The following is a 20589-nucleotide window of genomic DNA, read 5'->3' as shown; positions in this document are numbered from 1 at the left end:
CGCCCTTCAGTCGCATCCTGCCCTGCGTCACTCGATCCGGCGAGGCTGAGCCACAACGGCTACTATGTCGTCTGCGACATAATACGGTCCACCGCATGGAAGCTTTGCACACGATCGAGATGGAGCCGGGCGTCCGCGCCTGGCTCGAACTCCTCACGGATCGACAGCACCGAAAGGTCGAGGAGTATGCGGAGTTGCTCGCAGACATGGGCGCATCCACACCCATGCCGTTCGCGCGCCCGCTGCGCGATGGGGTGTACGAGCTCCGCCCAACCTTGGACGGACAAGACACGCGCATCACCTACTGGTTCGCGCCGAACCGCCGCATCGTGCTTCTCACGGTCTTCCACAAGACCCGGATACACGAGAAAGATCAGGTCGACCGTGCAGTGCGGATCCGTAAGGTGTGCGAAAGCGAGCACGGCCCGGCCCATGTGACGTATGACCGAGCCAAGGACGGAGACGCGAAATGAGCCACACACGCTGGAAGCTGGCCCGCGAGAGGAAGCTCCGCGAGGGGCACGCCGAGTCACCCGAGGCCGAGGCCGACCGCGCCGAGATTCGCCTCGCGATGGCTTTCGCCAAGGCCGTCTACGACCGCCGCAAGGAGCTGGGACTCTCACAGACCCAGCTCGCCGAGCGCGCAGGCCTCACCCAGGCAAAGATCTCTCGCATCGAAGGCGCGGACGCGGTCCCCACCCTGCCCCTCCTGCGGCGCGTGGCCACCGCGATGAACGCCTCCCTGAACATCGCCCTGGACGCCGACCACGAAGAGGTCACCTTCACCGCCCTCCCCGCGGCCTGACCCCACCACATCACGCACCCCCGGGGTTCACCTCTCGCCCGCCGCCCTCCGCAGAAACCGCACCAGGTCATCCACGTCGTATCCCAGCTTCGGACCGCGTTCGGCGGCCATCAGGAGCAGTTGGCCCACGATCTCCGCTCCCCAGCCGTCGGTGCCGTCCGAAGACCATTCCCACAGCTTCTCGATGCCCAGGTCCGTCATGAGCAGCCCGTGCTCGGCACGGATCTCGGCACACAGCTCACCCACCGCATCCAGCAGGGTCGCCCCCGGACGCTCACAACGCAGCCCGAAGTACTCACCGAAGCGCTCGGCGGTGCACCCGGCGGGCGGGGCAGCCGTGATCGCCGCATATCGCGGATCGTCGGAGGCGACCCGACCCACAGGACAATGGATGAGCCTGAACCGCTGCCACCCCGGTGGCAGGGGAGGAGAGGGCCAGTGAACGGTCAGTCCGAACGCCTCGTGCACGAGAGCGCCAGCCTCGTCATACGTATCCGCCGTCACCGTGACAGCTCTGTCCCCGTCGTCCCCCTCAGCTGTCCACTGTCCTGTGCTCTCATCTCGCGTGAAGCGGATCGATAGCGCCATGGCCCGACGGTCTCACCTGCCACTGACAACTCCTGCGCCCTACGCCGTTCGTCCCCTTCACACCGGGGGTGTCCGCGAACGCCCCCGGAATTGTTCTTGATCGGTAACGGACCGGGCCCCGGTGCATCCCGTCACCGCCGTTCCTCGTCCTGCCAGGTGGCTGCGCGCGGTCGGGGAGCGGCGAGGGACTGGACGCAAAGGGGCGGACGATGGCACGGCACAGTAGTGGGCGGGGCTGGTACGGCAAGTTGGTCGGGGCCGCACTCGGGGTGACGTTGCTCGCCACCGGCGCGGGGGTGTGGAGCGCGCAGGCCGGTACGAGCGACTCGGCACCGGCGGCGAAGAAGCCCAGTGCCGTCAAGCCGGTCTCCAAGACCATCGCGCACGCCTCCGAGAAGGGGAAGCGCGGCATCAACCTCACCATCGACGACGGCCCCGACCCCAAGTGGACGCCCGAAGTCCTCGCCGTACTGCGGGAGTACGACGTGAAGGCCACGTTCTGCATGGTCGGAACTCAGGCCGAGGCCCACCCCGACATGGTGAAGAAGGTCGTCGCCGCCGGGCACCGCCTCTGTGACCACTCGGTGTCGCACAACACCGGCATGGACAAGGACTCCAAGGCCTACCAGTCACAGCAGATCCTCGACGCCGAGCGCATGATCACCAAGGCGTCCGGTGGCGTCCGGCCGATGTACTACCGGGCCCCCGGCGGCGCGTTCACCCCGCACAGCCGCAAGCTCGCCGCCGAGCGGGGCATGCGCCCGCTCGGCTGGAACGTGGACACCAAGGACTTCGAGCGCCCCGGCACGGACGCCATCGTCGCCACGGTCGAGCGGGAGCTGCCCAACGGACCGACGCTCCTCTTCCACGACGCCGGCGGCGACCGCACCCAGACCGTCGAAGCCCTGCGCACGCTCCTCCCCCGCCTCAAGCAGCAGGGCTACACCTTCGGCTTCCCGGTCCGCTGAGACTCCCGATCACGGCAGCCGCCGCTCCCGGTTGAGCTGCCGCACCCTCTCCCGCAGCACCTCGCCCGGCGGCGCCTGGCCGACCTTCTCCGGCGGACAGTCCCACTCCCGGCCTCCGCCCAGGGGCCGCAGCTGTACGAGACCGCCCTCGCACCCCATGACCTGCCCGACGCTGCCGTCCCGGAAATCGACGGCGTACGTCCCTGCCTCCGGCACGCTCGGATCGTCGGCGTTCACCGTGCGCCCTCCAGCACGGCGGCGAGCCGCAACGCGGTGTCGAGGTTGCAGCGCCCCAACTCCACCAGCGGCAGCGCGCCCTCCGCCGCCGCCGTCAGCGGGTCCATCCGCAGGGACGGCAGCGTGACGCCGACCTCTTCGAGCCCCGCCCTCAACTGCCGCACGGCCTCCTCCGCCGCCCGCACCCGTTCCTCCGCCGTCAGCGCCATGGTCTCTGCCTCTCACACTGGGTGTTGCCGATTCATCACCCAGCGTGGCCGGTGGTGCGTAGCCTGAGAAGCAACGGCTTCCCAACAAACCGGCTTGTTGGAAGAGGAGTTGTCCATGACCGGACGCCGCAAGGACCTCGACCCCTCATCGAACCCCCGCGCCCTCCTCGGCTGCGAGTTGCGTCACGCACGGGAACGGAAGGGGATCAGCCAGGAGGCGCTGGGCGCGCCACTGTTCGTGAGCGGCTCGTTCATCGGCCAGTTGGAGGCCGGGACACGGCGGATGCATCTGGATTACGCCCAGCACTTCGACGAGGTGCTGGGTACGGGGGGCTTCTTCGCCCGGAACTGCAAGGCAGTGGCCAAGTCGAAGTACCCGGATCACTTTGCGGAGGCGGCTGAGGCGGAGGCGGTTGCTACGGCCATCAAGCAGTACGCGACCTCGCTTATCCCTGGGCTGCTCCAGACGAGGGCATACGCGAAGGAGATCTTCCGCGCCTATCACCCGACGGCGACAGACGACGTGATCGACGCCCAAGTTGAGGCGCGACTCGAACGCGCCCATCTCCTCGACAATCCAACAACGCCGTTGTTGTGGGCTGTTGTTGACGAAGCTGCCCTCAGACGGCCGGTCGGCGGTGGTGCGGTGATGATGGAGGCTCTGCGCCACGTGGCGACTCTCGCTCGGAGGAACCGCATCATCATGCAGGTGCTGCCATTCGACGCCGGCTCGCACGCGTCAATGCACGGCTCCCTGAAGCTGATGGAGTTCAAGGACGCACCCCCGCTCTCCTTCGTCGAAGCTCCGGACATGGGCAAGCTCCTCGACGACCCGGCCACCGTGGCCCGCCACACACTGATGTTCAACCTCCTCCAAGCCACAGCCCTTCCCCCCAGGAACTCCCTGGCCCTGGTCGAATCGGTGGCGCAGGATTACGAGCATGGACAACAACACCCGTGAGGACGAGTACGAACTGAGCACGGCTGTCTGGCACAAGTCGAGCTACAGCGGTGGTGACGGAGGCGACTGCCTGGAGGTCGCCCGCTGGCGCAAGTCCACGTACAGCGGCGCCAGCGGCGGCGATTGCCTAGAGGTGGCCGACCGTCACCCGCACATCGTCCCCGTCCGCGACTCCAAGAACCCCACCGGCCCAAGGCTCGTGTTCCGGGCCACGACCTGGTCCGCATTCGTCGCGAACCTCAAGGACAACTGACCCGGGGCTCAAGCCCCAAGCACCGAGCCCTCTTTGCAAGGAACGGGAGGCGGGTCTCAACCCGCCCTCCCGCCCTTGGAGTTGGCGCAGCCGATCACTTTCAGAGTTCGACTTGCCACGCAGCGTGACAACGCTCTAGCGTGCCCGAATAACGAACAACCCCCGCCCGGTGCTGCGAACACCTGCGGGGGTTTAACCATCACGATCGAAAGTAGAGTTTTCGACCCATGGCTGACGCCAAGCTTAGTGCCGCCTTCCGCCCTGCGCACGCAGACCCGCACCCCATGGCCAGTCCCGGCTACGGAAAACGTTCGGCGCCCGAACAACGGCCCCCCACGAACGACGACTTCACCCACCTCCCGCCCCGCGAGGCAGCCGTCGCAGCGTGCCTCGACCGGCTCCCGGAGGGCGCGGACATCTCCGTGAAGACCCTGGCCAAGCACCTTCCGTACGGCCAATGCGCGCTCCGAACCGCTCTCAACAGGCTTGAGGCCGCAGGCCACTTGAGGCGCGGCAGGGAACACCTGCACGGAAGTGGCAGCGCCCGTTGGATCACTCGAACGTGGTTCTCGCGAACCGCGCGGGACGACGCCTGGTGGGCGGCGTTCGTGCGGGGCGACGTACCGGATTCGGAACCGGACAGACCCCGGCACCCCACCCGCAGCCGCGCGTTCATCCTCCTCGCGGCCCTCGGCCGCACGGCCCCCGCACTCTCCCTGTCGTACGCGGACTGCGTGGCCCTGGAGCCCCAGCTCACCGGGTGGTTCACGCGGGGCGCCACCGAGTCGGACATCCTCCGTGCCCTGACCGCCGGGCTGCCCAGCCCCGTCCACAGCCCGGTGGCCCTCGTCCGCAGCCGCCTCACGACGAAGCTCCCGCCGGAACCAGCCCTCCGCCCCGTACTCCGCGTACTGGAATGCGGGAGATGCGGAACGCCCGGCCGCCCGGAGGCCCTGCCGGGCGGCACCTGCGGCCCGTGCCGGGGCGAACCCGGGCCGACGCGCACGGCGGCGCTCCTGCCGCCCGCAGCGGTCCGCAGCCACGCTGCGGCAGCCCGCGCCGCAGCCACCAGTCCACAGCCAGGCCTGGCGTGACCGCCTCCGCCGTTTGCCCGGCGGACACCCAGGACGTACGACTTCCTGTACGTACAAGAAGTCGTTCATACCCAAGGAGGAGTACGAGTCGCTGAAGGAGACTGCCTACCTGCTGCGGAGCCCCGAGAATGCCCGTCGCCTGCTGGCCTCCATCGACCGTCTTGAGAGCGGTGGCGGCACAGTCAGGGAGCTCGCGGAATGAAATTCGTCTGGGACGAATCCCCTTGGCAGGACTACGTCTGGTGGCAGACGCAGGACCGCAAGATCGTTGAGGACGAGATCCGTATCGCCTCCTGCCGGTACCACTACGAACGCTGACCTCATCGCCCGGAGACTGAACCGCCCTCTCCCCGGTCGCCTTCGCGACATACTTCCCCGGCTTCGGCAGGCCCCGCCGACCGAGTTGCGCCACTGTCACGACCGACGCCCGACCGTCGACCACACGATCCTGGTTTCGCTCCGGCCGACGCAGTACACATGCGGCCATTCCCCCTTTGTCCGAAAGGACCCCGCTCCCCGCGCGGAAACCCGAGACCACCTTCCGGCACCTACGTGACGTATCGAAGATGACACCGAACGTCATCGATGCGTCACCGAGCGGCACAACCGGAGGGGACCCTTCATGACCGAGCTCAACGGGCCCGACGAGCCCAGCGAAGCCACCGAAGAGCAGATCATCGAGGCCTGGCGGTCCGCCGCCCACATCACCCTGGCTCCCGGCCCCCAGGAGGTTTCCGAGGCGGCCCCCACCCCGGACCAGGAGTGGACGCTGCCGGGCGGCAAAGCCTGGGTGTATCTCGCCGACCCCGCGCAGGGGCTGACCAAGCCGGTGATCCTCGCCGACGGCTTCAGTGCGGGGCCGAGTGACCTGGACTTCCTCTACGAGGGCCTGGACCGGGGCGAGTACGCGCTCATCAGCGAGCTGCGGGCGCGCGGCAGGGACGCCGTCATCCTCGGCTTCGACGAGCGCAGCGCCTCGATCCTGGACAACGCCGTGACCGCACGGTCGGCGATCCTGGAGGCGATCGCGCGCCGCACCGGCGACCACCCGCTGGCCGTCGGCGGCTTCAGCATGGGCGGCCTCGTCACGCGGTACGCGCTCGCCAAGATGGAGCACGACGGCGGGGACGAGAACAACCACCAGACCGAGCTGTACTTCTCCTACGACAGCCCGCACCGCGGTGCCTGGATCCCGATCGCGCTGCAGTCGTTCGCGCACTACATCCGGCGGCTCAACGCGGCCTTCTCGAACCAGATGAACAGTCCGGCCGCGCGTCAGCTCCTGTGGCAGCACATCGCGGAGTGGAACGACACCCCGGAGACGGACAAGGAGCGCGTCGAGTTCCTCGCCGAGCTGGCACGGGTCGGCGGCTGGCCCAGGCGCCCGCGGAAGATCGGCGTCGCCAACGGCGTGCGCACCGGCGTGGCCAACGGCATCGCCCCCGGCGAGCGGGCGTTCCACGGCAAGGGCCTGGCCATCACCGGCACCCACCTGTACACGCAGCGGGCGGGCGACGACCAACTCATCGCGCAACTGCGGGTGGTGACCCTGCGCAAGCCGCAGATCCGCACCTCGGGCCTGCCCGAGATCGACGGCGCCCCCGGCGGCACCCTGGAGGGCTTCGGCATCCTCGCGGACGAGCTGGACAAGATCCCGGCGATCATCGGCCTCGGCTCGGAGGCGGAGATCCGGGAGCACTGCTTCGTCCCGGCGGTCAGCGCGGTCGCGCTCCGCGACATCGACACCCACGAGAAGCTCCACGACCCGTTCCCGGAACAGTCCGAGGACAGCGAGCTCGACGAGTACCTCTGCGCCACCCACAACGAGGCCCACACCCTGATCACGCAAGAACTCTGCACCTGGATCGTGGAGCGGCTTCCGTAGGCCCCGCGGTCTCCTGCACGGCACAACGCCCGAGGGCGGCACCCCCCAGTGGGAGGTACCGCCCTCGGTTCGCGTACAGCGATGAACCGCCGATCAGCCAGAGGCAGATCAGAAGTCCATGTCACCGCCCGGCATGCCGCCGCCGGCCGGGGCAGCGCCCGCCTTCTCCGGCTTGTCGGCGATGACGGCCTCGGTGGTGAGGAACAGCGCGGCGATCGACGCGGCGTTCTGCAGGGCAGAGCGCGTGACCTTCGCCGGGTCGAGGATGCCCTCGGCGATCATGTCGACGTACTCACCGGTCGCGGCGTTCAGGCCGTGGCCGACGGTCAGGTTGCGCACCTTCTCGACGACGACACCACCCTCGAGGCCGGCGTTGACCGCGATCTGCTTCAGCGGGGCCTCCAGGGCCAGCTTCACAGCGGCGGCACCGGTGGCCTCGTCGCCCTCGAGCTCAAGCTTCTCGAAGACAGCGGCGGCCTGGATGAGGGCCACGCCACCACCGGCGACGATGCCCTCTTCGACGGCGGCCTTCGCGTTGCGAACGGCGTCCTCGATGCGGTGCTTGCGCTCCTTGAGCTCGACCTCGGTCGCGGCACCGGCCTTGATGACCGCAACACCGCCGGCGAGCTTCGCCAGGCGCTCCTGCAGCTTCTCGCGGTCGTAGTCGCTGTCCGAGTTCTCGATCTCGGCGCGGATCTGGTTGACGCGACCCTGGACCTGGTCGCTCTCACCGGAGCCGTCGACGATCGTGGTCTCGTCCTTGGTGATGACGACCTTGCGGGCGCGGCCGAGCAGGTCGAGACCGGCGTTCTCCAGCTTGAGGCCGACCTCCTCGGAGATGACGGTGCCACCGGTGAGGATGGCGATGTCGCCGAGCATGGCCTTGCGGCGGTCACCGAAGCCCGGCGCCTTGACGGCGACGGACTTGAACGTGCCACGGATCTTGTTGACGACCAGAGTCGACAGGGCCTCGCCCTCGACGTCCTCGGCGATGATCAGCAGCGGCTTGCCGGACTGCATGACCTTCTCGAGGAGCGGAAGGAGGTCCTTCACGTTCGAGATCTTCGAGTTCACGATCAGGATGTACGGGTCGTCGAGCGACGCCTCCATACGCTCCATGTCCGTGGCGAAGTACGCCGAGATGTAGCCCTTGTCGAAGCGCATGCCCTCGGTGAGCTCAAGCTCGAGCCCGAAGGTCTGCGACTCCTCGACGGTGATGACGCCTTCCTTGCCGACCTTGTCCATCGCCTCGGCGATGAGCTCGCCGATCTGGGTGTCGGCGGCGGAGATGGAGGCGGTCGAAGCGATCTGCTCCTTGGTCTCCACGTCCTTGGCCTGCTCGAGCAGGGCGCCCGAGACGGCCTCGACGGCCTTCTCGATGCCGCGCTTGAGGGCCATCGGGTTGGCACCGGCGGCCACGTTGCGAAGGCCCTCGCGGACCAGCGCCTGCGCCAGGACGGTCGCGGTCGTCGTGCCGTCACCGGCGACGTCGTCCGTCTTCTTCGCGACCTCCTTGACCAGCTCGGCGCCGATCTTCTCGTACGGGTCCTCGAGCTCGATCTCCTTGGCGATGGAAACACCATCGTTGGTGATCGTGGGGGCACCCCACTTCTTCTCGAGGACGACGTTGCGACCCTTGGGGCCCAGGGTCACCTTGACGGCGTCGGCGAGCTGGTTCATGCCGCGCTCGAGGCCGCGCCGTGCCTCCTCGTCGAACGCGATGATCTTGGCCATGTGAAGTGGTCCTCCCGGACAGGGGTGGCATGCTTCCGGATCGCGCCAGCGCCCGCGACGGACGGCCTGCAGACCTTGTGGTTCCTTGCCCCACCCGGCCTGCGGGCCTCACCGACCCGATCCAAGTTCTGTCACTCTCACTCGGAGAGTGCTAAGCCCAATGATTAGCACTCGACCCCTACGAGTGCAAGCGCCTCTTACGGATCCCAGACGTACGAGGGGGCGCCCCGGAGTGCTCCAGGGGGGCGCGCCCCCGGGGACGCACGAGGGGCCCGTACCCCTGTCGGGATACGGGCCCCTCGTCACTCGCTAAGTTCGCTGGCCGATCGCGCCGAGATCAGACGGCGAGCTTGACCATGTCCGCCTGCGGACCCTTCTGGCCCTGCGAGATCTCGAACTCCACTCGCTGACCTTCTTCAAGGGTGCGGTAGCCGTCCATCTGAATCGCGCTGTAGTGGACGAAAACATCCGCACCACCGTCGACCGCGATGAAGCCGTACCCCTTCTCCGCGTTGAACCACTTGACGGTGCCCTGAGCCATGCCTAACTCCCCTATTACTGGCCCTTGCACGGACCCGCACTTCGCGGACCCGGGTCAGACCTCACCCCCCCAATGGGTTGTGGAGGCGTGCGCCGGAACGCGTCGACCGCGGCTGAATGTATCTGTCCAACTGCCCTCTGCAACAGGTCAATCGGACGAGAATTCTGGGCACGCCTGATCGGTAATATGCGGAGAATTCACCGGAGTTCAGGGCAAGTCGGGCCAGGCAAATGCCACGAGAAGGGCAAATGGGCGGTGCACTTTGGCTACTTCTTGTCGCCCTCGGGGCGACTTCGTATATGCGCTCGGCACAAACGGGGAAGCTCGCTTCCCAACTGTACCGCGCTCAACCACATGGAATTGCCCCCTCCGTTTCTCTCGCGGAGGGGGCAACAAGGATTACGCAGGGTATTTCCTTAAAGGATCAACCACCCGCGACGGCGGGAATGATGGAGACGCCCGCGCCGTCCGGCGTGGCGGTCTCCAGGCCCTGCTCGAAGCGGACGTCGTCGTCGTTCACGTAGACGTTCACGAAGCGCCGCAGCTTGCCCTGGTCGTCCAGGACGCGGGCCGCGATGCCGGCGTGCTTGGCCTCCAGGTCGGCGATGACCTCGGAGAGGTTCGCCCCCTCGGCGGCGACCTCGGACTGACCGCCGGTGTAGGTGCGGAGAATGGTGGGGATGCGGACCTTGACGCTCATGGATTCACCTCGGGGTGTGTGGGGCCCCTTCAGGGGCGCGGGGAACTGCGCGAGGACGGACCACGACCGCCGTCGAGAACGGCGGTCAGGCCCTACGGCGCCTAGTCGGCGAGCCCGGCGGCGCGGAACGCGTCGAGGCTCGGCTTGATCGTGGCCGTCGCCTGAGAGGTCTCGGCAACAGCGTCCAGGGTCTTGAGACCGTCACCCGTGTTCAGGACCACCGTGGTCAGCGAGGGGTCGATGAGCCCCGCCTCGATCAGCTTCTTGGTGACACCGACCGTCACACCCCCGGCGGTCTCCGCGAAGATCCCCTCGGTCCGGGCGAGCAGCTTGATCGCGTCGACGACCTGCTCGTCGTTCACGTCCTCGACCGCACCGCCCGTGCGACGCGCGATGTCCAGGACGTACGGCCCGTCGGCCGGGTTGCCGATGGCGAGCGACTTGGCGATGGTGTCCGGCTTCTGCGGGCGCACGACGTCGTGCCCGGCCTTGAAGGCGGTGGACACCGGCGAGCAGCCCTCGGCCTGGGCGCCGAAGATCTTGTAGGGCTTGTCCTCGACGAGGCCGAGCGCGATGAGCTCCTTGAGGCCCTTGTCGATCTTCGTGAGCTGCGAGCCCGAGGCGATCGGGATGACCAGCTGGTCGGGCAGGACCCAGCCGAGCTGCTCGCAGATCTCGTACGCGAGGGTCTTGGAGCCCTCGCCGTAGTACGGCCGCAGGTTCACGTTCACGAAGCCCCAGCCCTCGCCGAGCGGGTCGCCGATGAGCTCGGAGCAGAAGCGGTTCACGTCGTCGTAGTTGCCCTCGATGCCGACGAGCTCGCCGCCGTAGACCGCGGCCATGACGACCTTGCCCTGCTCCAGGTCGTGCGGGATGAACACGCAGGAGCGGAAGCCGGCGCGGGCCGCCGCGGCACCGACGGCGCCCGCGAGGTTGCCGGTGGAGGAGCAGGAGAGGGTGGTGAAGCCGAAGGCGCGGGCCGCCTCGATGGCCTGCGCGACGACGCGGTCCTTGAAGGAGTGCGTCGGGTTGCCGGAGTCGTCCTTGACGAACAGCTTGCCCTGCTCGACGCCGAGCTCGCGGGCGAGGTTGTCGGCCTTGACGAGCTTGGTCCAGCCGGGGTTGATGTTCGGCTTCTCGGCGACGTTCGCCGGGACGGGAAGCAGCGGGGCGTAGCGCCAGATGTTGTCGGGGCCGGACTCGATCTGCTTGCGGAGCGCCTCGGGGTCACCGGTCGGCAGGTCGTACGCGACTTCGAGCGGGCCGAAACAGGCCTCGCAGGCGAAGATCGGGCCGAGGGCGTAGAGCTCGCCGCACTCGCGGCAGGAGAGGCCCGATGCGGGGCCGAGGTCCACGGACCCCCGGTCAGCAGCCGTGGTGGTGGAGGGGGTGGTGTCGTTCGTTGCGACAGTCTGCGCAGCCATGGAGGCGAGGCCCTTTCTCCTCATCTTCCTCGCGACGCATCTCGCCGCGAGACGGAATTGGCACCTTCCCCACCGAGACCTCGCGTGCGCGGTCGGCGGGATGGTTGCCGGGGCTTCAACGGGCCGTATCCCTCTGCCCCTCTGGATGAGCGGTATGGCGCCGGGCTTCAGGGGCCCGAGGCATTTGTTACGCGATGACCCCGGCATGCGATGGTCATCGGCGTTGTTCAAGACTGTAACCGACGGCCTGGACCCTTGAGATAGTCGTCCGAACCGCGAGATGGATCACATGTAGGCCACACACAGGAGGAGCCACCCGTGCTGGAAGAGGCCGAGCGCTGGCTGACCAGGCGTTCCTGGTCCGTTGCCGACCGTCCGCTCAGCGCACTCGTCGCCGCCAAGCGGGCGTCGGGGGCCTCGGTGAGTGTCGTCCTGCCCGCGCTCGACGAGGAGGGGACGGTCGGCGAGATCGTCGCCGAGATCCGCCGGGAGCTGGTCGAGAAGGCCGCGCTCGTCGACGAGCTCGTGGTGATCGACTCCGGCTCGCGGGACCGTACGGCCGAGGTCGCGCGGGAGGCGGGCGCACGGGTCGTGCACCGGGACGCGATCCTGCCGCGCGTGCCGTCCGTGCCCGGCAAGGGCGAGGTCATGTGGCGCTCGCTCCTGGTGACCGGCGGTGACATCGTCGCGTTCGTCGACGCGGACCTGAGGGAGTTCTCGGCGGACTTCGTGACGGGCATCGTGGGCCCGCTGCTCACGGAGCCCGACGTGCACTTCGTGAAGGCGATGTACGACCGCCCCCTGGGCGAGACCGCAGGCCAGGGCGGCCGGGTGACCGAGCTGATGGCGCGCCCGCTGCTCAACATGCACTGGCCCCAACTGGCGGGATTCGTGCAGCCGTTGGGCGGCGAGTACGCGGCGCGCAGGTCTCTTCTGGAGCGGCTGCCGTTCCCCGTCGGCTACGGAGTGGAGCTGGGGCTGCTCGTCGACGCGCTGCACACCGTGGGCCTCGACGCGCTCGCGCAGGTCGATGTCGGGGTGCGCAAGCACCGGCACCAGGACGGGCAGGCGCTCGGCCGGATGGCGGCGGCGATCTACCGGACGGCGCAGCTGCGGCTCGCGCGCGGCCATCTCGTACGGCCCGAGCTCACCCAGTTCGAACGGGGCGAGCAGGGGTTCGAGCCGCGGACCCATTCGGTGGACACGGAGGAGCGCCCGCCGATGTGCGGCATCGCGGAGTACACGGCTCGCCGCGTGGCGTAACCACCCCGAGCCGGGCATTTTGTCTACATTCCCCACTTATGTGGGTCAGACGAGCAAAGGGAAGCGCGCTACGCGTCGGTGCCGTGGCCTTGGCGACGGCCGCCCTCGCGGCTGGAGCACTCGGCGCGGCCATCGCGCCCGCCGCCGCGGCGGATGCCGGCACCGGACCGAGGATCAGCCACACCGACGACATCACCCGGTGGGCGCAGGAGCGGCCCGCGCCACGGGAGCGAGGGGGCGAGCCCGTGCGCCGGGAGGGCGCCACGGGGCAACTGGCCAAGTCGGGCAGCGACTCGGACACGATGCTGTACGCGGGTCTGGCGATCTCCCTGTGCGCCCTGGGCGCGCTGGCGGTGGCGGCCGCGAGGAGCAGGCGTGACTAGCCGCCACGGCTGAACCGGCGCCGATTGTGTACGGCCGGGCCGTCGGGGTCCGGCCGTACGTTTGAGTGCCCGCCCCAGGGGCTAGGTTCGCCACATGGTCTCCGAGCACGCCTCCGCCCAGGTCCTCGTCGCGTCCAACCGCGGCCCCGTCACGTACACCCTGGAGGAGAACGGGGAACTGACGGCCAAACGGGGCGGAGGCGGGCTCGTCTCCGGGCTCAGCGCGATCGGCGACTCCGACAGCGGCGACGCGACCCTGTGGGTCTGCGCGGCACTGGGCGACGGCGACCGGGAGGCCGTGCGGCGCGGGGTGGGTGAGCCGGGCGTGCGGATGCTCGACATCGACCCGCGGGTGCACGCCGACGCGTACAACGGCATCGCGAACTCGGTGCTGTGGTTCGTCCACCACATGCTCTACCAGACGCCGCTCGAACCGGCCTTCGGCCCGGAGTTCCGGGCGCAGTGGGCGTCGTACGAGGCCTACAACCGGGCCTTCGCCGAAGCGCTCGCGCAGAGTGCGGGCGCGGACGCCGCGGTCCTCGTCCAGGACTACCACCTGGCGCTGGTGCCGGGGATGCTGCGGGAGCTGCGCCCCGACCTGCGCATCGGCCACTTCTCGCACACGCCGTGGGCGCCGGTGGACTACTTCCGGATGCTGCCGGACGACATCGCGGAGCAGCTCCTTCGCGGCGTCCTGGGCGCCGACCGCGCGGCGTTCCTCACGGGCCGGTGGGCGGACGCGTTCACGGAGTGCTGCGTCGCCGTCCTCGGTGGTACGTCGGGGACGCGGATCGGGGTGCACGGGCTCGGGGCCGACGCGGACTTCCTGCGGGAGCGGTCGCGGCGGGCGGACGTGGAGGAGCGTCTTGTCGCGCTGCGGGAGCAGATCGGGGGCTCCGGCGACCGGAAGGTGATCGTCCGGGTGGACCGGACGGAGCTGTCGAAGAACATCGTGCGGGGGTTGCGGGCGTACCGGGAACTGCTCGCCTCGCGGCCCGAGTGGCGGGAGCGAGTCGTGCATGTCGCGTTCGCCTACCCGTCGCGGCAGGATCTCGCGGTGTACCGCGACTACACCGCATCCGTGCAGGCACTCGCGGACGAGATCAACTCCGAGTACGGGGTGGAGGGTTGGACACCGGTCGTCCTGCACGTGAAGGACGATTTCGCCCGCTCGCTGGCGGCGTACCGCCTGGCGGACGTGGCCCTGGTGAACCCGATCCGGGACGGGATGAACCTGGTGGCCAAGGAGGTTCCCGTCGTCTCGGACGAGGGGTGCGCTCTTGTTCTCTCCCGGGAGGCGGGGGCGTTCGAGGAGTTGGGCGAGGACGCGGTGGTGGTCAACCCGTACGACGTGACGGGGACCGCCGCGGCCTTGCACACGGCACTGACCATGCCCCTGGAGGAACGAGCGGAACGCACCAAGCGCCTCGCCGCGGCGGCCACCGCTCTGCCTCCTGCCCAGTGGTTCCTGGACCAGCTGCGGGCGCTGGCGGGCTAGTTTTTCTGTCCCCGACCCCGCCCCTTCCCGAAAACTCGCTCGGCGCGAGGGCCCTGTACTGCCTAGGCTATTTCAGCCCGGCCGGCGTTTGAGGCCGTCTTGTCAGGGTCTGGGGCGGAGCCCCAGGCAGGTCCGGGGCGCAGGCACGGTTTTCGGGAAGGGGCGGGGTCGGGGACAAGTCCCTTGCGGTCAGGGAAGCCGGGCGGCAATTGCTGCCAGCAGGGCCACGACCCCCTTGGGCCCGTCCACCACGAGGTCCGCGCGGTCGGCGAGCTCGGCGACCTCCGCGCTGCCGCTGCACACCAGCAGCCCCCGCACCTGATCGGAACGCAGCTTCTCCACCGCCGCGAAGGCGGGCAGGTCGCCCAGGTCGTCGCCCGCGTACAGCACGGTCTCAGCACCCACCTCCCGTACGTAGTCCGCGAGGGCCACTCCCTTGTCCATGCCGGGGGGCCGCAACTCCAGGACGAGGCGCCCCGGTTCGACGATGAGGCCGTGGCGGGACGCCAGCTCGGCCAGCGGGTCCCGCAGCGCCTCGAAGGCGGCCTGCGGATCGGCCGCACGCCGGGTGTGGACGGCGACCGCCCGGCCCTTCTCCTCTATCCACGTCCCGCGCCACGCGCCCATCGTGTCCAGGAAACCGGGCAGTTCGGCGCGCACGGCCGCCACGCCGGGGTGCGGCTCCGCCGCGTGCACGGTGGACGAGACGGCGTCCCAGCGCTCGGCGCCGTAGTGCCCGAGCACGACGAGGTGTTCGAGGCCGGGCACGCCCGCGAGGCCCCCGTACCGCACCGCCACACCCGCCGGACGCCCGGTGACGACCGCGACGGAACACACCTTCGGCGCGAGCGCGGCGAGGGCGGGGACGGCGCCGGGGTGGGCGCGGGCCTGCTCGGGGTCGGCCACGATCGGAGCGAGCGTGCCGTCGAAGTCGAGCGCGATCACGGTTTTCCCGGGGCGCGCGAGCAGCGCGGCGAGACCCTCGCGCCCGGCGGAGGTCACGGGCTCGGGCAGCTCGGGAGAGTACTCAAGGTCACCCATGGGCCCGACCCTACGCTCAACGCTCCCCGCGCCGGGACTCCCTGACCCGCCGAAGCCGGTTGACGGTGACCGGATCGTGCGCGAGGGCGCGGGGATCGTCGAGCAGGGCGTTCAGGAGCTGGTAGTAGCGGACCGGCACCAGGCCGAGCTGCTCGCGCACGGCCCGCTCCTTGGCGCCGGGTCCGGTCACCCAGTCCCGGCGCTCCAGGGCGAGGATCGCGCGGTCCCGCTCGGAGAGGCCGGTGTCGGGGAACGCGTCGCCGCCCTTCACGTCGCCGTCCCTCGCGTCGCCGTCCGTGCCATCGGTCATGCCGGTCACGCTATTCCGAGTTCTCCTCGGTCGCCGCCTTGGACTGGATCTGGCTGAGGATCGACGCCGGATTGCCGTTCGTGTCGACTGCCTTGCCGATGTACTTCTTGACCTGGACGGACACCTGCGCCCAGGACGTCTTGCCCACGGGGTACAGCTGCGAGGTGGGCAGCTCGTCGAGGAACTCGGCGAGCGCCTTGTCGTTCTTGTTGCCCGTCATCTCCTCGGCGGCGGAGTTCGTGACCGGCAGCAGGTCGTACTCGCGCGAGAAGTCCAGGACGTTCTTCGTGCTGTAGGCGAAGTCGAGGAACTTGCCGATCTCCTCGCCGTTGCCGCGCTGCTTGAAGGCCATCATCCAGTCGGCGACGCCCATCGTGGCCTGGGTGTGGCCGTTCACCCCGGGCATCGGCACCATGCCGTACTTCACGCCCTTCTTCGCGGCCATCTGCATCAGCGTGGGGTGGCCGTTGAGCATGCCCACGTCGCCGCGCGTGAAGGCGGCGAAGGCCTCGGCGCGGTCGAGCTTGGCGGGCGGCGTGGGGCCCGTCAGGCCCTTGCCGACCAGCTCGTCCTTCAACCAGGTGAAGGTCTTCACGTTCTGCGTGGAGTCGATGTCGTACGTGCCGACGTTGTCGGTGTAGCCGCCGCCCCCGCTGAGCAGCCACTGCATCGTCTCGGCCTGCGCCTCTTCCTTGCCGAGCGGCAGGGCGTAGGGGATCTTCACGCCGCGCGCCTTGAGCGTCTTGGCGTCGGCCGCCAGCTCGCGCCAGCTCTGCGGCGGGGTGAGGCCGGCGTCCTTGAAGATCTTCTCGTTGTAGAAGAGCAGACGCGTGGAGGAGGCGAACGGCATGCCGTACTGGACGCGCTTGACCTCGCCCGCCTCGGAGAGGGGGGCCATGAAGTCGGCCTGGGTGGAGATGGAGACCAGGTCCTCGGTGCGGTACAGCTTGTCCGCCGCGGCGTAGTCGGCGTACGCGCCGATCTGGGCCATGTCGGGGGCGTCGCCGGCCTTGACCATGTCCTTGACCTTGCGGTCCACGTCGGTCCAGGAGTAGACGCTGACGTCGACCTTGATGCCGGGGTTCTCGGCCTCGAACTTCTCGGCGATCCTGTCCCAGTACTTCTGGGAGCTGTTGGCCTTGGAGTCGCCGTAGTCGGCGGCCACCAGCTTGAGGGTGACGTCGCCGGAGTCGCCCGGACCGCCACAGCCGGCGAGCACCGCCGCCATGCCCAGTACGGCTATCGCCGCGGTCAGTCCTGTCGCGCGCCGCTGCACAGCTGTTCCCACCCTCGATGATCTACGTGAACTGCGATTTTCCCTCGCGTATGGACACGAGGTCTACACCACCTCAGTATCGCTTGTGCAACGGCGTACCACTGACAGCCCACCGGCAAGGAGTCTCGACGCATGTCGCGTACCGCAGCAGAGATAGCAACTCAGCCCGCCTGCTGGCACCGGGCGGCCGAGGCCGCTCTCACCTTCGACGGGCTGCCGAAGCCGGGCGAGCGGGTGGCCGTCACGGGGTGCGGGACGTCGTGGTTCATGGCCATCGCGTACGCGGCGCTGCGCGAGGCGGCCGGGCAGGGCGAGACGGACGCCTTCGCTTCGTCGGAGTTCCCGGCGGGGCGGACGTACGACCGGGTGGTGGCCATCACCCGGTCCGGTACGACGACGGAGGTCCTCGATCTCCTCGGCGCGCTGAAGGGCGTGGTCCCGACCACGGCCCTGACCGCCGATCCGAAGACCCCGGTCATGGACGCGGCCGACGCGGTGGCGGTCCTCGACTGGGCGGACGAGGAGTCGGTCGTCCAGACCCGCTTCGCCACGACCGCGCTCGCCTTCCTGCGGGCCGGGCTCGGCGACATCCCCGGCGTGAAGTCGATCGCCGACGCGGCGGTCGACGCGGAGCTCGCGGTGTCGGAGCCGTTGCCCGCCTCCGTGGTCGGCGCCGAGCAGTGGACGTTCCTCGGGCGGGGCTGGACGTACGGTCTCGCCCTGGAGGCCGCGCTGAAGATGCGGGAGGCCGCGGGCGCCTGGACGGAGTCGTACCCGGCGATGGAGTACCGCCACGGGCCGATCTCCATCACGGGTCCCGGCCGGGTGGCGTGGATGTTCGGCGTGCTTCCCGAGGGACTTGCGGGCGATGTCGCCCGGGTCGGCGGGGAGCTGGTGGCCCGCGAGGAGCTGGATCCCCTGGCGGATCTCGTACGGGCCCAGCGGCTTGCCGTGGCCCTGGCCGAGTCCCGGGGCTTCGACCCCGACCGGCCGCGGAACCTGACGCGGAGCGTCATTCTGGGCTAGCGGGTGACTTCGGGGTGAACGGGTGGGTGGGCGGGAGACATCGCCGCGAAGCGGCGGTTTCAGGGCCCCCGCCCACCGAGGGATCCCGGCGATTGGGCGAAGTGGACTAGACCTCTCGCGGCGTAGGCGCGACACTGTCCCCCGTGAGACACGTCATCGCCCTCGATGTGGGCGGCACCGGAATGAAGGCCGCCCTGGTCGGGGCGGACGGCGCGCTCCTCCACGAGGCGCGGCGGGCCACCGGCCGGGAACGCGGTCCCGACGCCGTGGTCGAGTCCATCCTCGACTTCGCCGCCGATCTGCGCGCCCATGGGATCAGGGAGTTCGGGGAGCCCGCCGCCGCGGCCGGCGTCGCGATCCCCGGCATCGTCGACACCGAGCGCGGCACAGCGGTCTACGCCGCGAACCTCGGCTGGCGCGACGTCCCGATGCGCGACCTCCTGAGCCGGCGGCTCGAAGGCATCCCGGTGGCGCTCGGCCACGACGTCCGCACCGGCGGCCTCGCCGAGGGGCGGATCGGCGCGGGCAAGGGCGCCGACCGGTTCCTCTTCGTGCCCCTGGGCACGGGCATCGCCGGGGCGATCGGGATCGGCGGCGGCATCGAGCCCGGCGCCCACGGCTCGGCGGGCGAGATCGGGCACATCATCGTGCGCCCCGGCGGCCCGCTGTGCGGCTGCGGCCAGCGCGGCTGCCTGGAGCGGCTCGCCTCCGCGTCCGCGGTGAGCGAGGCGTGGGCGAGCGCGAGCGGCGACCCGGACGCGGACGCCGCGGACTGCGCGAAGGCCGTGGAGTCGGGTGACCCGCGCGCCCGGGAGGTCTGGCAGAACGCGGTCGACGCGCTCGCCGACGGCCTCATCACGGCCCTCACCCTCCTGGACCCGCACACGCTGATCATCGGTGGCGGTCTCGCCGAGGCCGGGGAAACCTTGTTCACACCCCTGCGGGCGGCCATGACGGAACGCATCGTCCAGTTCCAGACCCAGCCCCTCATCGTCCCCGCCGCCCTGGGGGACACCGCCGGGTGCCTGGGCGCGGGCCTGCTCGCCTGGGATCTGCTCGAAGGAACCGACCCCGCTCCCGACCCCGCCCCATCCACGGAGGTAACCGCCTGATGGCCGCTAGCAAAGTTCTCGCCGGTGCTCAGGTGGTCCTGCCCACCGGGACGGTCACCGGCGGCCGTGTGATCGTCGACGGTCAGCGCATCTCCGGGAGCGCTCCCGCGCACGCCGAAACCATCGACCTCCCGCCCGGCCACTGGGTGGTCCCCGGCTTCGTCGACATCCACAACCACGGCGGCGGCGGCGCCTCCTTCACCTCCGGCACGGTCGAGGAGGTGCTCAAGGGCGTCCACACGCACCGCCTGCACGGCACGACCACGCTCGTCGCCTCCACCGTCACCGGCGAGATGGACTTCCTCGCCCAGCGGGCGGGGATGCTCAGCGAGCTGGCCGAGCAGGGCGACATCGCGGGCATCCACTTCGAGGGCCCCTTCATCTCACCGTGCCGCAAGGGCGCGCACAGCGAGGTGCTCCTGCGCGACCCGGACCCCGCCGAGGTCCGCAAGCTCATCGACGCGGCCCGCGGCCGGGCGAAGATGCTGACGCTGGCCACCGAGCTGCCGGGCGGCATCGACTCCGTACGCCTCCTGGCCGAGCACGGTGTGATCGCTGCCATCGGGCACACGGACGCCTCGTACGAGCAGACGGTGCAGGCCATCGACGCGGGCGCCACCGTCGCCACGCACCTCTACAACGCGATGCCGGGCATCGGGCACCGCGAGCCCGGCCCGATCGCCGCGCTCCTGGAGGACGAGCGGATCACGGTCGAGCTGATCAACGACGGCACGCATCTGCACGCCGCCGCGTTCGAGCTGGCCTTCCACCACGCGGGCGCCGCCCGCACCGCGCTCATCACGGACGCCATGGACGCGGCGGGCTTCGGGGACGGCCGGTACATGCTCGGTCCGCTGGAGGTCGAGGTGAAGGACAGCGTCGCGCGCCTCGTCGAGGGCGGTTCGATCGCGGGCTCGACCCTGACCCTGGACCGTGCGTTCAAGCGCTCGGTGACCGTGGACGGACTGCCGGTCGAGGACGTCGTGCGGGCCATCTCCGCCAACCCGGCCAGGCTCCTCGGGATGTACGACGAGATCGGCTCGCTCGAACCCGGCAAGGACGCCGACCTGGTGGTTCTGGACGCGGAGTTCGACCTGAAGGGCGTCATGCGCAAGGGCGAGTGGGTGGTTGCGCCCCATTAGGCGCAACTGGGATGATTTCACCACCCGTTGAAGAGGCAACGAAGAGAAGGCGGTTGGCCCGGACCCCTGGGCCAACCGCCTTCTCTTTGGCATGATCAGCCCCGGCAGGAGACGGGCGGCAAGCGCGTCCGGAAGCGAA

At 69.6% G+C, this 20589-nt stretch carries 23 protein-coding genes, 1 pseudogene and 1 riboswitch; of the genes and pseudogenes, 14 read left to right on the top strand and 10 right to left on the bottom strand.

Annotated features, from left to right (window positions below; genetic code table 11):
- Positions 1–95: 95 nt before the first annotated feature.
- Together ACWGIH_RS32005 and ACWGIH_RS32000 are read left to right on the top strand one after the other, a co-directional pair.
- Positions 96–473, top strand: a complete 378-nt coding sequence (locus tag ACWGIH_RS32005; protein WP_453448600.1) for a type II toxin-antitoxin system RelE/ParE family toxin — start codon at positions 96–98, stop codon at positions 471–473.
- Positions 470–805, top strand: coding sequence for a helix-turn-helix domain-containing protein (locus ACWGIH_RS32000; protein ID WP_453448599.1), 336 nt, complete (start codon positions 470–472; stop codon positions 803–805). The genes ACWGIH_RS32005 and ACWGIH_RS32000 overlap by 4 nt, the downstream gene beginning before the upstream one ends.
- Before the next feature lie 27 nt (positions 806–832).
- Here the strand turns inward: ACWGIH_RS32000 and ACWGIH_RS31995 are convergent, their stop codons facing one another.
- Positions 833–1186: an amidase gene (locus ACWGIH_RS31995; protein ID WP_453448598.1), complete on the bottom strand. Its 354-nt coding sequence runs from the start codon at positions 1184–1186 to the stop codon at positions 833–835.
- 416 nt (positions 1187–1602) lie between these two features.
- Here ACWGIH_RS31995 and ACWGIH_RS31990 point away from each other — a divergent pair, with 416 nt between their 5' ends.
- Complete coding sequence (locus ACWGIH_RS31990) at positions 1603–2361, top strand: polysaccharide deacetylase family protein (RefSeq protein WP_453448597.1); 759 nt, start codon at positions 1603–1605, stop codon at positions 2359–2361.
- 9 nt (positions 2362–2370) lie between these two features.
- On the opposite strand, the gene ACWGIH_RS31985 is transcribed toward ACWGIH_RS31990, so the two are convergent.
- Positions 2371–2598 carry a hypothetical protein gene (locus ACWGIH_RS31985; protein ID WP_453448596.1) on the bottom strand — a complete coding sequence of 76 codons (228 nt, stop codon included), beginning with the start codon at positions 2596–2598 and terminating at the stop codon, positions 2371–2373.
- The gene (locus ACWGIH_RS31980) at positions 2595–2807 is read right to left on the bottom strand and encodes a hypothetical protein (protein ID WP_393483838.1); all 213 of its coding nucleotides are present in this window, start codon (positions 2805–2807) and stop codon (positions 2595–2597) included. The genes ACWGIH_RS31985 and ACWGIH_RS31980 overlap by 4 nt, the downstream gene beginning before the upstream one ends.
- Before the next feature lie 115 nt (positions 2808–2922).
- Here ACWGIH_RS31980 and ACWGIH_RS31975 point away from each other — a divergent pair, with 115 nt between their 5' ends.
- The 5 genes and pseudogenes from ACWGIH_RS31975 (at position 2923) to ACWGIH_RS31955 (ending at position 7000) form a co-directional block, all read left to right on the top strand.
- Positions 2923–3768, top strand: a complete 846-nt coding sequence (locus ACWGIH_RS31975) for a helix-turn-helix domain-containing protein (RefSeq protein ID WP_453448595.1) — start codon at positions 2923–2925, stop codon at positions 3766–3768.
- Complete coding sequence (locus ACWGIH_RS31970; RefSeq protein WP_453448594.1) at positions 3749–4021, top strand: DUF397 domain-containing protein; 273 nt, start codon at positions 3749–3751, stop codon at positions 4019–4021. The genes ACWGIH_RS31975 and ACWGIH_RS31970 overlap by 20 nt, the downstream gene beginning before the upstream one ends.
- Positions 4022–4248: 227 nt before the next feature.
- Entirely contained in the window at positions 4249–5115 is an 867-nt protein-coding gene (locus tag ACWGIH_RS31965; protein ID WP_453448593.1) for a hypothetical protein, read from the top strand.
- A gap of 76 nt (positions 5116–5191) precedes the next feature.
- Positions 5192–5317, top strand: a pseudogene (locus tag ACWGIH_RS31960) (type II toxin-antitoxin system prevent-host-death family antitoxin); the annotation flags it as partial.
- 420 nt (positions 5318–5737) lie between these two features.
- Positions 5738–7000 carry an esterase/lipase family protein gene (locus ACWGIH_RS31955; RefSeq protein ID WP_453448592.1) on the top strand — a complete coding sequence of 421 codons (1263 nt, stop codon included), beginning with the start codon at positions 5738–5740 and terminating at the stop codon, positions 6998–7000.
- Positions 7001–7108: 108 nt separating this feature from the next.
- Here ACWGIH_RS31955 and groL read toward each other — a convergent pair whose 3' ends face one another.
- The 4 genes from groL to thrC all read right to left on the bottom strand — a co-directional run bounded on the left by groL (position 7109) and on the right by thrC (position 11399).
- Positions 7109–8734, bottom strand: a complete 1626-nt coding sequence (groL, locus tag ACWGIH_RS31950) for a chaperonin GroEL (RefSeq protein ID WP_055551550.1) — start codon at positions 8732–8734, stop codon at positions 7109–7111.
- Between the two features lie 337 nt (positions 8735–9071).
- On the bottom strand, positions 9072–9275 hold the full coding sequence (locus ACWGIH_RS31945; protein ID WP_005315736.1) for a cold-shock protein: 204 nt from the start codon (positions 9273–9275) through the stop codon (positions 9072–9074).
- 424 nt (positions 9276–9699) lie between these two features.
- The gene (locus ACWGIH_RS31940) at positions 9700–9975 is read right to left on the bottom strand and encodes a MoaD/ThiS family protein (protein WP_453448591.1); all 276 of its coding nucleotides are present in this window, start codon (positions 9973–9975) and stop codon (positions 9700–9702) included.
- Positions 9976–10076: 101 nt separating this feature from the next.
- Positions 10077–11399, bottom strand: a complete 1323-nt coding sequence (gene thrC, locus ACWGIH_RS31935; RefSeq protein WP_453448590.1) for a threonine synthase — start codon at positions 11397–11399, stop codon at positions 10077–10079.
- Positions 11400–11416: 17 nt separating this feature from the next.
- Positions 11417–11551, bottom strand: a riboswitch (SAM riboswitch).
- Between the two features lie 166 nt (positions 11552–11717).
- Here thrC and ACWGIH_RS31930 point away from each other — a divergent pair.
- The 3 genes from ACWGIH_RS31930 to ACWGIH_RS31920 all read left to right on the top strand — a co-directional run bounded on the left by ACWGIH_RS31930 (position 11718) and on the right by ACWGIH_RS31920 (position 14543).
- On the top strand, positions 11718–12662 hold the full coding sequence (locus tag ACWGIH_RS31930; RefSeq protein WP_453448589.1) for a glucosyl-3-phosphoglycerate synthase: 945 nt from the start codon (positions 11718–11720) through the stop codon (positions 12660–12662).
- An 83-nt stretch (positions 12663–12745) separates the two neighbouring features.
- A complete protein-coding gene (locus tag ACWGIH_RS31925; protein ID WP_453448588.1) occupies positions 12746–13045 on the top strand; it encodes a hypothetical protein in 300 nt (99 codons plus the stop codon).
- A 94-nt stretch (positions 13046–13139) separates the two neighbouring features.
- Complete coding sequence (locus ACWGIH_RS31920) at positions 13140–14543, top strand: alpha,alpha-trehalose-phosphate synthase (UDP-forming) (protein ID WP_453448587.1); 1404 nt, start codon at positions 13140–13142, stop codon at positions 14541–14543.
- 189 nt (positions 14544–14732) lie between these two features.
- Here the strand turns inward: ACWGIH_RS31920 and otsB are convergent, their stop codons facing one another.
- The 3 genes from otsB to ACWGIH_RS31905 are packed head-to-tail and all read right to left on the bottom strand — an operon-like array spanning position 14733 to position 17170.
- The gene (gene otsB / locus ACWGIH_RS31915; protein ID WP_453448586.1) at positions 14733–15584 is read right to left on the bottom strand and encodes a trehalose-phosphatase; all 852 of its coding nucleotides are present in this window, start codon (positions 15582–15584) and stop codon (positions 14733–14735) included.
- Positions 15585–15600: 16 nt separating this feature from the next.
- The gene (locus tag ACWGIH_RS31910) at positions 15601–15894 is read right to left on the bottom strand and encodes a DUF3263 domain-containing protein (protein WP_453448585.1); all 294 of its coding nucleotides are present in this window, start codon (positions 15892–15894) and stop codon (positions 15601–15603) included.
- Positions 15895–15904: 10 nt separating this feature from the next.
- Positions 15905–17170, bottom strand: a complete 1266-nt coding sequence (locus ACWGIH_RS31905; RefSeq protein WP_453448647.1) for an ABC transporter substrate-binding protein — start codon at positions 17168–17170, stop codon at positions 15905–15907.
- 132 nt (positions 17171–17302) lie between these two features.
- On the opposite strand from ACWGIH_RS31905, the gene ACWGIH_RS31900 reads away from it, so the two are divergent.
- The 3 genes from ACWGIH_RS31900 to nagA all read left to right on the top strand — a co-directional run bounded on the left by ACWGIH_RS31900 (position 17303) and on the right by nagA (position 20450).
- Positions 17303–18196: an SIS domain-containing protein gene (locus tag ACWGIH_RS31900; RefSeq protein ID WP_453448584.1), complete on the top strand. Its 894-nt coding sequence runs from the start codon at positions 17303–17305 to the stop codon at positions 18194–18196.
- Positions 18197–18339: 143 nt separating this feature from the next.
- A complete protein-coding gene (locus ACWGIH_RS31895) occupies positions 18340–19308 on the top strand; it encodes an ROK family protein (RefSeq protein ID WP_453448583.1) in 969 nt (322 codons plus the stop codon).
- Positions 19308–20450 (top strand): N-acetylglucosamine-6-phosphate deacetylase, encoded by a 1143-nt coding sequence (gene nagA, locus ACWGIH_RS31890; protein WP_453448582.1) that lies wholly within the window; start codon positions 19308–19310, stop codon positions 20448–20450. The genes ACWGIH_RS31895 and nagA overlap by 1 nt, the downstream gene beginning before the upstream one ends.
- Positions 20451–20589 lie beyond the last annotated feature (139 nt).

The sequence above is a fragment of the Streptomyces sp. NPDC054872 genome, from assembly GCF_053610705.1.
The sequence above is the reverse complement of the archived record's forward strand: the minus strand, read 5'-3'. Positions and strand labels throughout refer to the sequence as shown.